We start from the raw sequence: 13,520 nt of genomic DNA on the forward strand, positions 1-13,520 counted from the left end.
AACAAATCACGTTTTGTCGCGGCCGCTTTGTTAACTATTTGTGATGGCGATCACGAAATATTTTCCAGGATTTTTCTTAAGTAAAGCTGTTCACTTCTTCAACATCCTTTTCGTTACGCGGTGAAAGAAAATTACAGCTGTCCGGCGTGACAAAACGATGACGCACCGCCCGGCAACCGCAGCGGCGCAATGGGTCGCTTTGTCAGCCTTTTTGCGTATCCTGAACCATACTTACCCCCAGTTGGCATTTCGCTTATTAAGGAGCAGGCAATGAAACTCGTTGGCAGCTATACCAGCCCGTTCGTGCGTAAAATCTCGGTCATCCTGTTGGAAAAAGGCATCACCTTTGAATTCGTAAACGAATCGCCGTACAGCGAAAACCACGGCGTCACGCAGTACAACCCACTCGGTAAAGTCCCGGCGCTGGTCACCGACGAGGGCGAAACCTGGTTCGACTCGCCGATTATTGCCGCGTATCTGGAGCAGCTCGATATCGCCCCGGCGCTGCTGCCGCGCGATGCCAGAGCGGCGCTGAAAGTGCGTCAGCTGGAAGCACTGGCCGACGGCGTGATGGATGCGGCGCTGGCCTCTGTCCGCGAGCAGGCGCGTCCGGCGGAGCAGCAATCCGAGGCTGAACTGCTGCGCCAGCGTGAGAAAATCAACCAGAGCCTGGACGCGCTGGAAGGCCACGTCGCCGACGGGTCGCTGAAAGCCGATGAGCTGACCATCGCCACCATCGCGGTAGCCTGTGCGATTGGCTATCTCAATTTCCGCCGCGTCGCGCCCGGCTGGTGCGTGGATCGTCCGCAGCTGGTGAAGCTGGTAGAGAACTTGTTCAGCCGTGAGAGCTTTGCCCGTACTGAACCTCCTGCTTCCTGACCCGGCTTGGGCCTGACGCGATGAGCCTGTACAATCGACACCACTTTTAACCGCGGCGCGGATCTCCCGCGCCCCGCACAGTAATGGTGTTGCGGTGTACACATTCTCAGCCAGGCCTCGCTCATGACAACCGAAAACCGTTCGCTCTACAGTCAGCTTCCTGCCACCGATCGTCTGCTGCGCGATGCGCGCTTCTCTCCGCTGCTGGAAACCTGGGGCCACACGCAGGTAGTGACCGTGCTGCAACAGCTTCAGCAGGCGGCGCGCCACGCTATTCGGGACACCGGGGCGCTGCCAGCCTGGTGCAATGACTGGGCCGGGCAGGCGCAGGCGCAACTCGTCGCGCAGAATGCCCCGGCGCTGCGGGCGGTCATCAACCTGAGCGGGACGGTGCTGCACACCAATCTCGGGCGCGCGCAGCAGGCTGACGAAGCAATCGCAGCAGTGACCCAGGCGATGCGCCACCCGGTGACGCTGGAGTACGATCTCGACGGGGCCGGACGCGGGCATCGCGACCAGGCGCTGGCGGCGCTGCTGTGCGAGCTAACCGGGGCGGAAGACGCCTGTATCGTCAATAACAACGCGGCGGCGGTGCTGCTGATGCTGGCCGCCACCTCCAGCGGCCGGGAAGTGGTGGTTTCGCGCGGTGAGCTGGTGGAGATCGGCGGTGCGTTCCGCATCCCGGACGTTATGCGCCAGGCCGGATGCCAGCTGGTGGAAGTGGGCACTACCAACCGTACCCATCTCAAGGACTACCGCAGCGCGCTGAGCGATCAGACCGCGCTGCTGATGAAGGTCCACACCAGCAATTATCATGTTGAAGGTTTTACCAAAGCGGTGGACGAAGCGGAGCTGGCACAGCTCGGCGAGACGTGCGGCGTCCCGGTGATTACCGATCTCGGCAGCGGCTCGCTGGTGGATTTCAGCCAGTACGGCCTGCCGAAAGAGCCGGTGGTGCGCGATCTGATCCGCGCCGGCGTCAGCCTGGTCAGTTTCTCCGGCGATAAGCTGCTGGGCGGGCCGCAGGCGGGAATTATCGTTGGCAAAAAGGCGCTGATTGAGAAGCTACAGCAGCATCCGCTCAAACGCGCGCTGCGCGCCGATAAAATGACCCTCGCCGCGCTGGATGCCACGCTGCGCCTGTACCGCCACCCGGAAACACTGGCGCAACGTCTGCCGACGCTGCGGCTGCTGACCCGCAGCGCAGACGAGATCCACGCTCAGGCCACGCGTCTCGCCCCCCATTTTCAGGCCCGCTTTGGCGAACGCTTCGCGGTGACGGTGGAACCGTGCCTGTCGCAGATCGGCAGCGGTTCACTGCCGGTTGACCGGCTGTCCTCTGCCGCCATCACCTTAACCCCTCATAACGGACGCGGCAGCGAGCTGCAGGCGCTCGCGCGCGCGCTGCGTGACTTGCCAGTGCCGGTGATTGGCCGACTGTACGACGGGCGGCTGTGGCTGGATCTCCGATGCCTGGACGCGGATACCAGCCTGATGGAGATGTTGCTGAAATGATTATTGCCACTGCCGGACACGTCGATCACGGAAAAACCACCCTGCTGGAAGCGCTCACCGGCGTGAATGCCGACCGGCTGCCGGAAGAGAAAAAGCGCGGCATGACCATCGATCTGGGTTATGCCTACTGGCCGCAGCCCGACGGACGCGTGCTCGGCTTCATCGACGTACCGGGCCATGAGAAGTTTCTCGCCAATATGCTGGCGGGCGTAGGCGGCATCGACCATGCGCTGTTGGTGGTGGCCTGCGACGATGGGGTGATGGCGCAGACGCGCGAGCATCTGGCGATCCTGCGCCTGGCGGGACAGCCAGCCATCACCGTCGCGCTGACCAAAGCCGATCGCGTCAGCGAAGCGCGTATCGCAGAGGTGCGCGCCGCAGTGCTCGACACCCTTGAAGCACAGGGCTGGCATGATGTGGCGCTGTTTGTCACCGCCGCCGCGCAGCAGCAGGGCATTGCGGAGCTGCAACAGCATCTGCGGCAGCTCGCCCCGCGTCCGCACCCGGAGCATCAGCGTTTTCGTCTGGCGATTGACCGCGCCTTCACGGTGAAGGGCGCCGGGCTGGTGGTGACCGGAACCGCGCTCTCGGGCACGGTGAGCGTGGGCGATACCCTCTGGTTAACGGGAGCCGCTACGCCGGTGCGCGTGCGCGGCCTGCACGCCCAGAACCAGCCTGCCACCGATGCGCATGCCGGGCAGCGTATCGCTTTGAACATCAGCGGTGACGTAGAGAAAGAAGCGGTGCACCGCGGTGACTGGCTGCTGGCGCGCGAACCCGACGCGCCGTCGGAGCGGGTCATCGTTGAACTCCGCGCGGATGCGCCGCTGAGCCAGTGGCAGCCGGTGCATGTGCATCACGCGGCAAGCCACGTGACGGGCCGCGTCTCGCTGCTCACCGACACCCTGGCGGAGCTGGTGTTTGATACGCCGCTGTGGGTGGCGGATAACGATCGTCTGATCCTGCGCGATATCTCCGCCCGGGCGACCCTCGGTGGAGCGCGGGTGATCCTCGTCGACTCGCCGCGGCGCGGGAAACGCAAGCCGGCGTACCTGGCCTGGCTGATGCAGCTGGCGCAGGCGACGCCGGATGAGCACGCGCTGGCGCGGCATCTGGATCGCGGCGCGGTGCGCCTTGAGGCATTTGCGTGGGCGCGGCAGCTGAGCGATGCCGGGCTGCGTCGTCTGGTCGGGCAGGTGAGCGGTATTGAAGCGGGTGGGATGCTGGTCAGCGATGCGCTGGCGCAGGAGTGGAAAACCACGCTGCTGACCACCCTCGCGCGTTACCACGAACAGCATGCCGACGAGCCGGGGCCGGGCCGGGAACGTCTGCGGCGCATGGCGTTGCCCACCGAGCCTGAGGCGCTGGTACTGGCGCTGCTGGATGCCATGCGTCAGGCGGGCGAGCTGCAAAGCCAGCAGGGCTGGCTCTCGTTGCCGGGCCATGAAGCCGGATTCAGCCAGGAGCAGCAGGCGCGCTGGGACCGTATCAGGCCGCTGTTTGGTGATGACCCCTGGTGGGTGCGCGACGTGGCGTCGAAAGTGGGTGAGGACGAGCAGGAGACGCGTCTGCTGCTACGCCGTGCCGCCCAGCAGGGGCTGATTACCGCGATCGTCAAAGATCGTTATTACCGTAACGATCGGATTGTGCAGTTTGCCGATATGATTCGCGATCTGGATCGTGATAAGGGGTCAACGGTGGCGGCAGATTTCCGCGATCGTCTGAGCGTGGGCCGCAAGCTGGCGATTCAGATCCTGGAGTATTTCGACCGCATCGGCTTTACCCGCCGCAAAGGAAATACCCACCTGTTGCGCGATGAGCGGTTATTCAGCCGGAAGGAGGCATAGGGCGTACATTCAGGGTGGGTTTGCGTATCCGCCGTTTACAACGGAGCTACCGTTTCGGCGCGAGGTGTATGGGATTGCGGCGAGGTTCCGTTCACCGTGGCGCGGCGGTTTAATGCCGGATGGGGCCACGCGTCGGCTTATGGGCTTATGGTGGGTGCGCTACGCTTACCCACCCTACGGGAAGGCGCAGTTGTAGGGTGGGTAAGCGACGCGCACCCACCGTTTAACGCGAACCCCCTCCGTAACGCTATTTCTGCTTCTGGCTTGCCAGCCAGACTGCACCGAGGCGGCCAGCCTGATTGCCGAGCTCGCAGGGATGCACCGGCACCCGCAACGCGTCCCAGAACGTGTATTTTTCCAGATGGCGTTCCAGCAGCGGATACAGCTCTTTCTGCTGGCTGACGCCGCCGCCAATCAGCAGTACCTGCGGGTCGTACAGCGCCACCACGCTGTAAATGCCGCGCGCCAGGTAGGCGGCCCAGCGCTCCACCACTTCACGCAGGTGGCCGTCGTTTTCCATCCGTTCAAAAATTTCTTTGCCGTGCAGCGGTTCATTAGCCGGCAGCGCCAGTGCCTGGCGGCAGGCCTCAGTCAGCGCGCGCGCGGAGGCGATCTCATGCATGTTTTCGCCGTTATCGCCCACCGGCATCACACCGAATTCACCGGCGCGGAAGTGCGATCCGCGCATCAGCTGGCGTTCAAGGATAATACCGCCGCCGATCCCGGTGCCGATGGTCATGCAAATTAGCGAATCATACTTTTTCCCGGCGCCGCGCCACTGCTCGCCGAGCGCAGCACAGTTGGCATCGTTCTCCACCGTCACCGGCAGATCGGTCAGCTCGCCAAACAGCTCCAGCAGATTAACGCCGTCCATAAAGTCCAGCGATCCGGCCTTCGGCATTTCGCCGGTATGCGGATTGATGTAGCCGGGGAAACTGACGCCGATACCGGCGATCTCATGCTGGTCCTGATACTCGCGCACCACCTTTTGCCAGTGCGTTTTAAACTCGTCCAGATCGTAGTGAGTGTCATACTCGTCGCTGTGCAGCTCCTCACCCTCTTCAGTGATGAGGCCATGCTTGACGTGCGTTCCACCAATGTCGAAGCCAATAAATTGACGCATAGTGATTCCCGTAACCGAAGCGATGGTTTAAGTATGGTCGAGATTTTCCATCGCATCTGTAAAGGAGCGTAATGATTACGCGTCCGCTCTTTACCGCAAGTTATTGAAATTCCAGCTTACCGTCAGGCTGTAACGCCAGTCGCGGCGGCTGGCATCGGACGGGAGATCGCCGGTGGGCCGTGCTGCTTCCAGCGTCAGGCTGTAGTGACGGTTATCGCCGAACATCACGCCGCCCGCTACCGATCCCAGCGTCTGACCGCGGAACGCGGGCTGATTGAAACGCGTGCGCGCGGTGTCAGCCAGCAGATAAGGCTGCACCGTGCTCAGCCAGGTGCTCTCTTTGCGCATGTGCAGATAGCGCAGCTCAATCTGCCCGCCATAGCCATAGTCGCCGCTCGCTTCACCATCCGGGTAACCCCGTCCGAAGCGCTGCGCGCCGAAGCTGACACGCTCGGTTTCGGGTAGATCGTTATCCGACCAGGCGCCCTCCAGCGCACCGGAAAGCCGCCACTTTTCCGCCATCAGCCAGGCGGCGTCGAGGTTGCTTTTCCACAGCGTGAAATCAAGATCGGTACCCTGAGACGGCGAGGCGCTGGCACCCAGCGCGTCCACGCCCTGACGCAGGGTCAGGCGTCCGCTGACGCTGGTTTTCTCCCACTCGCGCAGGCCGTTTACGCCAAATTCCAGCGCCGGATAGCGCACATGCTGGCTCTCGCCGGGCAGGTCGAGGGTTTCCCCGAAGCCGCGCGCCCGCAGGTCGTAGTCGTTGCGGCGATCGCTGTAATCAATGCCGCCGGTGACGCCAAGCTGCTTTTTACGCGTCAGGATCAGCGGGTAGCTCAGACTGGCTCCGCCGGTGTACTGGGTCGCCTTTTTCCGGGCTTCGAGCGTGATGTCGTTCGGCAGATACAGCAGCGGATCGTAGTCGCTGGGGTCGTCCCGGTAGTAGCTGCCTTTGAGCTGCATCGACAGCCCGTCATCGTTGAGGAATTGCTGCCAGTTCAGGCCAAAATAGGTTTTATCCGTGTCGTTATCCAGCGGTACCAGCGTGGCGACGCCCAGCTGGTCGCCATAACTGGTCAGATTGCTGAGCGAGCCATTCACCAGCGCCATGTTCTGGCCCTTACGCGCATCCAGCGTGGAGGAGAGATCCCAGAGGCGCGGCTCGGTGGCCTGCACCTGCATGACCCCGGCCCCGTAGATGTTCTTTGGCAACTGGGCGCTGGCATCCACTTTGGTATTCGGCGTGCGGGTCATCAGAATACTGTGGCGCTCGAAGGTCTCCTGGCGCAGCGGTTTCTCCTGCATGATGCTCGTCGCCAGCCGGGTGAGGCGTGCTGCAGTGCGCGGGTTGTTGCTTTTCACATCGCTGTGCGCCACGTAACCCTCGACCAGCACGATTTTAATGATGCCGTTGTGAAAGTTATCGTCTGGTAGCCAGGCGTAAGAGAGCGGATAGCCGTCAGCGCGGTAGCGCTCGGTAATCTCTGTCGCCAGCCTGACGATGGTCTTCAGCGGTACGGTTTTGCCCGCCAGGGGGCGAAAGGGTGCCAGCAGCGAATTCAGGGAGTACACCGTGCCGCCAATAAACTGGATATGACCGACGCGGATCGGTGTGTCAGGAGTCAGCGCGGCGGCAGATTTCGGCACGCTCACGCGAGGTGCGTTTTCCGCCTGGGATTGCGGCGTTGGCACGGCACGCGCGGGTCTGGCGGGGTTAGCGGTATCAATCAGCGCAGGAAGCGTATCGGCAAGCGCAGCGCCCGATACGGCGCTCCATAAGAGCACGGCAGAGAGTGGCATTTTCATAGTGCGATCCCTTTCCCGAAACGCCCGGAATGGGCTGAGCAGTCATGCTGTGGAAAACGCCCCCGGTTGCCGGGGGCGCTAAAGGGTGATTACTTACTCTTTGGCGTCAGGATCCCGCCAAGGGTAGTGGTGAGGCCACTGATCGGCCCTGTTGTTGTGGTACTGCCGGTCCCGGTGTTGGTGGATGTGCTGCTGACGTTGGCTGCCAGGCCTGCGGTCAGGCCGGAGGTTACGCCATTGAGGGTAGTGCCGACGGCGGCGGCGAGCCCGCCTTGTCCAACGCTGACGCCAGCGCCTGCGGCGACGCCCGCGCTGCCGCTACCGCTGGAACCGCCGCTGCTGGCGGTGGGTTTCACCAGCCCGCCCACGTCGGTGACGGTCTGCCCCAGGTTCTGTACTACCTGGCCGACGCCGCTTAACGCCGGGCTGCCGGTGCCCACTTTGGTGCCGACGCCGCTGACGGAAGTACCAACGCTGGTTAACAGGTTATTGACCGGCGTACCCAGCCCGGTTGTCGTGCCGACGCCCTGGGTGACACCCTGCACGCCGTTAACGGTGTGATTCACCAGTGATGTTGTACCGGTGGTCACTTTGGTGACGCCGCTGCTCTGTACCACGGAGGTGAGTGCGCCGCCGGTGCCGCTCACCACTTCACCGGTGCTGTTGACCACCGAGCCGACCACACCCGTTACCCCGCCCAGCGGCGTGGTGGCGGTCGAGCTGGCGAGGTGAGTGCCGACATCGGAGACGGTGTTTCCGAGCGATGTGACGGTAGTGGTGACGCCTTTCACCGTGGTGCCGACGCCGTTAGCATTTGTCGGGTCGCCAATACCGGTGGCGATACCCGTGCCGGTGGTTTGCACCGCGCTACCCAGCCCGCTAACGGTGGTTGAGACCGTTGAGGTGACCGGATTGTCGTTGGGTAACTGGCTACCGAGATCATCGAGCGTGGTGCCGACGCTGGTGACGGTATCGCCGACGTCGCCAAGGATCGTATTCACGCCTGCGGTTGAACCGCCGGTGCCGCCGCCGGAGCCACCGCCTGAACCGCCGCCGGAGCCACCACCTGAACCGCCGCCGGAGCCACCGCCTGAACCGCCGCCTGAACCGCCACCGGAGCCACCGCTTCCGCCGCCAGAACCACCGCCCGATCCGTCTCCGCCGTCAGTCCCGGTGGGGGGATTATTGCTGGCTGTGTGATGGGAACCGCCGCCGCTTCCACTGCAGGCAGTCAGAGAGAATGCAAGAAGTACCGCCACTGCGATGACGCTGAGGTGGCTAACGTTATTAGAAGCCATAACCATACTCCACAGAATTAAACGCCGGACGGCGTAGTAATAAGTGTAAATGGTAATTAAGCGGTAGCTACTGCGGCAGATAAATATATACAGAATTATTTTTGATCGAGATATGGATCAAATTTAATAAAATTTAAGAGTTGAGGATTTAATATAAACAATAAATAAAATCAATTAGTTAAATATTTACCGTTTGGTCTAGTAGTAAGCCTTTAAACGATGTTACGCAATGGTTAATTATTTTTTAATTTAAGGTTAATTGATATTGCGTTATTTTATTTATGCACTACCTGTGTGACGCAGCAAATATTCACTTTGAAAAATAAGATTTTTTTGCAAGCACGAAAACATGAGACGGCCTTCCAGGTGGAAGGCCGCAGGTGTTCACATTGCGCTGTTCGGAGAAGCTTCCTGCCAGGCGCGTTCCACTTCTTCAGCGAGGATAGCGACGCCCGCTTCGATTTTTTCCGGGTCCGGTACATAGTTCATGCGCATGCACTGGTGGGTGTGCGGCCAGGGCTTATCGAGGCCGGGGAAGAAGTAGTCGCCCGGCACCATCAATACGCCACGCGCTTTCAGGCGCTGGTACAGCAGCTCGGTGGTGATCGGCAGATCTTTAAACCACAGCCAGAGGAAAATCGCGCCTTCCGGCTTGTGGATCAGGCAGCGCGCCGGTGACAAATAGCGACGGATCACGGCCACTGTTTCCTGTACCCGCTGCTGGTAAAACGGCTTAATCACCGTTTCCGACATGCGCAGCAGATCGTTGCGCTCAATCATCTCGCAGGCCATCGCCGGGCCGATACCGCCCGGCGCCAGGCTGATGATGCCGTTCATATTGCGAATAGCGGAGATGATTTTCTCATTCGCCACGATAATACCGCAGCGGCTGCCCGGCAGGCCGAGCTTGGAAAGGCTCATGCACAGAATAATATTCGGGTTCCACAGCGGACGGGCGTCGGTAAAGATAATGCCAGGGAAGGGTACGCCATAGGCGTTATCGATCACCAGCGGGATGCCATGCTGATTCGCCAGCACGTCCAGCTTCATCAGCTCTTCATCGGTAATCACGTTGCCGGTGGGATTGGTGGGGCGCGACACGCAGATCATGCCGGTATCATCGCCAATGTGCAGGTGCTCGAAATCAACGTGATATTTGAACTGGCCTTCCGGCAGCAGCTCAATGTTCGGCCGCGTGGAAACAAAGAGATCCTCTTCCAGCCCGGCATCGGCATAACCAATGTACTCCGGCGCCAGCGGGAACAGCACTTTTTTGGTGCTGCCGTCGGCGCGTCGCCCGGCGAACAGGTTAAACAAGTAGAAAAACGCGCTCTGACTGCCGTTTGTCAGCGCAATATTCTGTGGTCCAATGTCCCAACCCGAGGTTTCACGCAGCATCTGCGCCAGCCCGTTGAGCAGCGCATTCTTGCCCTGTGGGCCATCGTAATTGCACAGCGCCTCGGTGATTTTTCCGCTTTGTAGCATTTCCCCCAGCAGAGATTCAAAGTAGGCGTTCATCGCCGGAATTTGCGCCGGATTACCGCCGCCGAGCATGATGGCGCCTGGGGTGCGCAGGCCATCATTGAGATCCTCCATCAGGCGAGTGATGCCTGAGTGGCGGGTAAATTTGTCACCAAAAAGGGAAAACGTCATAGCGGTTGATCTGTCGTACAAAGTGGTAAAGTCGCTCACCATAACGCTACAGCCTGCGAGGTGCAAATCGCCGCCCATGCTGGATGCCAGTCGTTAATGCTGACATATCCATATTTACTGGATTTTTACTTCATAAAGCGCAGCGGTGGGGCGAGTATCTCGTGATTAACCGCCCCGGCGCGTTACGCATTTACCGCTGCGCGACTCATTCTCGCTTCCCGGCCCAGACCACCAGCACCTTATCCCCGGCGTGTTCGCGCACAAACGCATAGCCCTGCTTCACCGGCAGCGTAGTCTGCGTGCCTGCGCCAACCGCCGGGTGTCGTGCGCGGAACTGCCCCAGCGTTTTCCAGTGCGCCACGGTGGCTGCCTGCGCCGCGTCAGCGTCCTGCCAGTTCATGTCCGAGCGGGTGCCCTGTAGCGGATCGGAGCCGGTCGGGCCGACGGGGCGCAGGGTTTCATCCCCGTAAAAGATCTGCACCGCGCCCGGAGCCAGCAGTAGCAGCTCCGCAGCCTGCTGGCCGCCTTCCCGGAACAGACGCGTATCGTGTGAGGAGAGGTAGCTTAACGCATTGAACGTTTGCAGCTTTTCCGCCATCTGTTGCCAGACAGGGTCAATGTTCGCCAGGCAATCGACCGTTTTCGCCGCCTGCTCCTGATAATCGAAGTTGATCATCGCATCGAAGCCATGCTGATAGTAACGGCTCTGCATGACCCCGTGACCCCAGGCCTCGCCGGTCATCCAGAACGGCGCGTCGTCAATTTTTTGCGCCGGATTGGCCGCTTTCCAGGCTGTCAGTGCGTCGCTGGCCTCGGTTTTCAGCTGCTGCCACGCGTCCATCTCAACGTGCTTAGCGGTGTCGACGCGAAAACCGTCGATGCCGTATTCACGAACCCAATGACTCAGCCAGTGGGTCAGATAGTCACGCGGCGTGGCATCCGCCATGATTCGGGCGGCGGTATCCGGTTTGTGCTGATAGAAATTCGGCAGACCAGAGGGCGCGGTGGATTCGGTTTTCAGGTCCGGTAAGAAGGCCAGCGCCATTGTCAGGTCGTCATAGCCCGGGCTGTCGTAAGCGCCAATATCGGTGCGCACCCAGGCTTTACCCCACCATTTTTCCCACGCTGCGTTGTTGCTGAAATTAATGTAGTCGTTGAAGCTGTGCCAGGTCTGATTCCCGGTGGGACGCCAGTCACTCCAGCGCTGACCGAGCACTTTTTCGCGTTCGCTGGCATTCAGATAAAGCGCGCCGAACTGAAATTCCTGCATATCCGCCAGCGTGGCGTAGCCGGTGTGGTTCATCACCACGTCAAACAGGATGCGCATTCCACGCCGGTGCGCCTCATCCACCAGCTGACGCAGCTCGGCTTCGGTGCCCATGTTGGCGTCCAGCCGCGTCCAGTCCTGAGTGTAGTAGCCATGATAGGCGTAGTGTGGAAAATCACCTTTGGTGCCGCCGCCCACCCAGCCGTGGATCTGCTCCAGCGGCGAACTGATCCACAGGGCGTTAACGCCGAGCGCCTGCAGGTAGTCAAGCTTGCCGGTCAGCCCGGCCAGATCGCCGCCGTGGAAGGTACCGATCTCCTGCATGCCATCTTTACGGCGGCCATAGCTGTTATCGTTCTGCGGGTTGCCGTTGGCGAAGCGGTCGGTCAGCACGAAATAGACGGTGGCGTTTTGCCAGCTAAAGGGCGCTGGCGCGGCGGTGGTCGCCGCTTCGAGCAGCAGCAGACCGTTGCTGGCAGGTGCGGGCGTCAGGGTGATTTTCCCGTCGCGCACCGGTGCCGTAGCACCGCTGTAGAAATCCCTGACCTCGCTGCCTTCCGGGAAAGTATCACCCACTTCTAAGGTGACGGGTTTTCCGTTCCATGTCGGGCACTGGCGCGCTATCTCCGCCGGGGCGTTGTCTTCCGCCTGCGCCACGCTCAGCAACAGAGTTGGCGTGCCGGAGCGGGTATCAATCTGCACGCTGTACAGCCCGTCGCGGAACAACCGCCACTGCGGCGGCGCGTCGTTGCAGGGCATCAGCGACAGCACCTGATTCAGTTTTATCGCCGTAGCAGGTTGCCAGCAGGCACCGTTGGTCGTGAACGTTAACGGATGACTGCCTTTTTTCAATTCGCCCTTACTGACAAACAACCCGCTACTCTGGGCAGTAAAATCGGGCAGGCCAGATGACGACCAGTTTGCCCAGCCCATCATCGGGAAAATGAGCAGGGTGAGTGCAGCAGCTTTCATCGCGATCTCCGGTACGTTTTTTATCCATTGTCGCAGCTGGCGCGGGCTGCAGCCTCATCCTGGACGATGAGAAAAGGGGATGAAACGTGAGGTTGAGTGATCCAGCTCACTTAATGGCGTATATGAACATAAATGAAATTTTTTTATTAATTTATCAGGGTGTTATGAAAAACCTACGTGACAAGTTTTAGGAATTAGATTATTCATAAACGTGCCCTCGAGTATTATTTTTGGTATGATTTGGGATTCAGATCCTGAATTTCGATTAAAAATAAGGTGTTGGGATGCGTCTATCCGACCAGGAGACCTAATGATATCGACTCGAATCCGACGATTCGGGGCTGCGATACTCGTGTTATTCACCTTCGGTTTATCGGGTGAAGTGCTGGCAAGCCAGCATGACAAAACATCGAGTCATCAGCACCGAGTGACAAAAGTACATGGTAAGAAGCTGGCTAGTAGTAAAAAAGAGTATTCTCGCAATAGTGTAAGCAGTTCACTTCCTGACTTGCGAAAATACCCTTCCGGGACCCCAAGAAAAAAAGCGTTTCTCCGGACAGTGATGCCCTTCATTACCAGTCAAAATGCAGCGATTACCGCTGAGCGTAACTGGCTTATCTCAAAACAGTATGAGAAACGCTGGTCGCCTTCTGAACGCGCACGCATGAAAGATATTACCCAGCGCTACAAAGTGAAATGGAGCGGTAACACGCGTCATATTCCCTGGAATACGCTGCTTGAGCGCGTGGACATCATCCCGACCAGCATGGTAGCCACGATGGCGGCGGCCGAAAGCGGCTGGGGCACGTCGAAACTGGCGCGCACCAATAATAATCTGTTCGGTATGCGCTGCTCGCAGCGTCACTGCAACAGCGAGCCGGGAAAAGTGAAAGGCTACCTGCACTATAAAACGGTGAAAGAGTCGGTCAATGCTTACGCCATGAACCTGAACACCCATCAGGCTTACAGTTCGTTCCGCAAATCACGCGCCCAGCTGCGTCGTGCGGATCAGGAAGTCACTGCCAGTAAGATGATCCACAAGCTGCAGGGCTATTCCACGAAAGGGAAAAGCTACAATAACTACCTGTTTGCCATGTATCAGGACAATCGCAACCTGATGCCGGCGAACTAAGCTAACTGGTAACTGAAAAACCTGG

The 13,520-nt window shown here is 59.8% G+C and carries 9 protein-coding genes; 4 read left to right on the plus strand and 5 right to left on the minus strand.

Features of this window, described 5'->3' with window-relative positions; all coding sequences use genetic code 11:
* Positions 1-270: 270 nt before the first annotated feature.
* From KFZ77_RS00575 to selB, 3 genes are all read left to right on the plus strand, one after another.
* Positions 271-879 (plus strand): glutathione S-transferase, encoded by a 609-nt coding sequence (locus KFZ77_RS00575; RefSeq protein ID WP_264385165.1) that lies wholly within the window; start codon positions 271-273, stop codon positions 877-879.
* 123 nt (positions 880-1,002) lie between these two features.
* Positions 1,003-2,394: an L-seryl-tRNA(Sec) selenium transferase gene (gene selA / locus KFZ77_RS00580; protein ID WP_264385166.1), complete on the plus strand. Its 1,392-nt coding sequence runs from the start codon at positions 1,003-1,005 to the stop codon at positions 2,392-2,394.
* Positions 2,391-4,241, plus strand: coding sequence for a selenocysteine-specific translation elongation factor (gene selB / locus KFZ77_RS00585; RefSeq protein ID WP_264385167.1), 1,851 nt, complete (start codon positions 2,391-2,393; stop codon positions 4,239-4,241). Before selA ends, selB begins: the two co-directional genes overlap by 4 nt.
* Positions 4,242-4,488: 247 nt before the next feature.
* Here the strand turns inward: selB and KFZ77_RS00590 are convergent, their stop codons facing one another.
* The 5 genes from KFZ77_RS00590 to KFZ77_RS00610 all read right to left on the minus strand — a co-directional run bounded on the left by KFZ77_RS00590 (position 4,489) and on the right by KFZ77_RS00610 (position 12,363).
* Positions 4,489-5,364: an ROK family protein gene (locus tag KFZ77_RS00590; protein ID WP_031522066.1), complete on the minus strand. Its 876-nt coding sequence runs from the start codon at positions 5,362-5,364 to the stop codon at positions 4,489-4,491.
* Positions 5,365-5,454: 90 nt separating this feature from the next.
* Positions 5,455-7,173, minus strand: a complete 1,719-nt coding sequence (locus KFZ77_RS00595) for a ShlB/FhaC/HecB family hemolysin secretion/activation protein (protein WP_264385168.1) — start codon at positions 7,171-7,173, stop codon at positions 5,455-5,457.
* Positions 7,174-7,262: 89 nt separating this feature from the next.
* A complete protein-coding gene (locus KFZ77_RS00600) occupies positions 7,263-8,471 on the minus strand; it encodes a collagen-like triple helix repeat-containing protein (protein ID WP_264385169.1) in 1,209 nt (402 codons plus the stop codon).
* A gap of 384 nt (positions 8,472-8,855) precedes the next feature.
* Positions 8,856-10,124, minus strand: coding sequence for a valine--pyruvate transaminase (gene avtA, locus KFZ77_RS00605; RefSeq protein WP_406678795.1), 1,269 nt, complete (start codon positions 10,122-10,124; stop codon positions 8,856-8,858).
* Positions 10,125-10,329: 205 nt separating this feature from the next.
* Positions 10,330-12,363, minus strand: coding sequence for an alpha-amylase (locus KFZ77_RS00610; RefSeq protein ID WP_264385170.1), 2,034 nt, complete (start codon positions 12,361-12,363; stop codon positions 10,330-10,332).
* Positions 12,364-12,673: 310 nt separating this feature from the next.
* Between KFZ77_RS00610 and KFZ77_RS00615 the strand changes: the two genes are divergently transcribed.
* Positions 12,674-13,495 (plus strand): protein bax, encoded by an 822-nt coding sequence (locus KFZ77_RS00615; RefSeq protein ID WP_072002011.1) that lies wholly within the window; start codon positions 12,674-12,676, stop codon positions 13,493-13,495.
* The last annotated feature ends 25 nt before the right edge of the window (positions 13,496-13,520 follow it).

It is taken from the genome of Siccibacter colletis (genome assembly GCF_025914095.1).
GTDB classification, from domain to species: Bacteria; Pseudomonadota; Gammaproteobacteria; order Enterobacterales; family Enterobacteriaceae; genus Siccibacter; species Siccibacter colletis.

What these genes read in the sequence shown, in the direction of transcription:
- KFZ77_RS00600 (WP_264385169.1), bottom strand. Translation starts at nt 8,471, where the DNA reads ATGGCTTCTAATAACGTTAGCCACCTCAGCGTCATCGCAGTGGCGGTA.
- KFZ77_RS00595 (WP_264385168.1), bottom strand. Translation starts at nt 7,173, where the DNA reads ATGAAAATGCCACTCTCTGCCGTGCTCTTATGGAGCGCCGTATCGGGC.
- selA (WP_264385166.1), top strand. Translation starts at nt 1,003, where the DNA reads ATGACAACCGAAAACCGTTCGCTCTACAGTCAGCTTCCTGCCACCGAT.
- selB (WP_264385167.1), top strand. Translation starts at nt 2,391, where the DNA reads ATGATTATTGCCACTGCCGGACACGTCGATCACGGAAAAACCACCCTG.
- KFZ77_RS00590 (WP_031522066.1), bottom strand. Translation starts at nt 5,364, where the DNA reads ATGCGTCAATTTATTGGCTTCGACATTGGTGGAACGCACGTCAAGCAT.
- KFZ77_RS00615 (WP_072002011.1), top strand. Translation starts at nt 12,674, where the DNA reads ATGATATCGACTCGAATCCGACGATTCGGGGCTGCGATACTCGTGTTA.
- KFZ77_RS00575 (WP_264385165.1), top strand. Translation starts at nt 271, where the DNA reads ATGAAACTCGTTGGCAGCTATACCAGCCCGTTCGTGCGTAAAATCTCG.
- KFZ77_RS00610 (WP_264385170.1), bottom strand. Translation starts at nt 12,363, where the DNA reads ATGAAAGCTGCTGCACTCACCCTGCTCATTTTCCCGATGATGGGCTGG.
- avtA (WP_406678795.1), bottom strand. Translation starts at nt 10,124, where the DNA reads ATGACGTTTTCCCTTTTTGGTGACAAATTTACCCGCCACTCAGGCATC.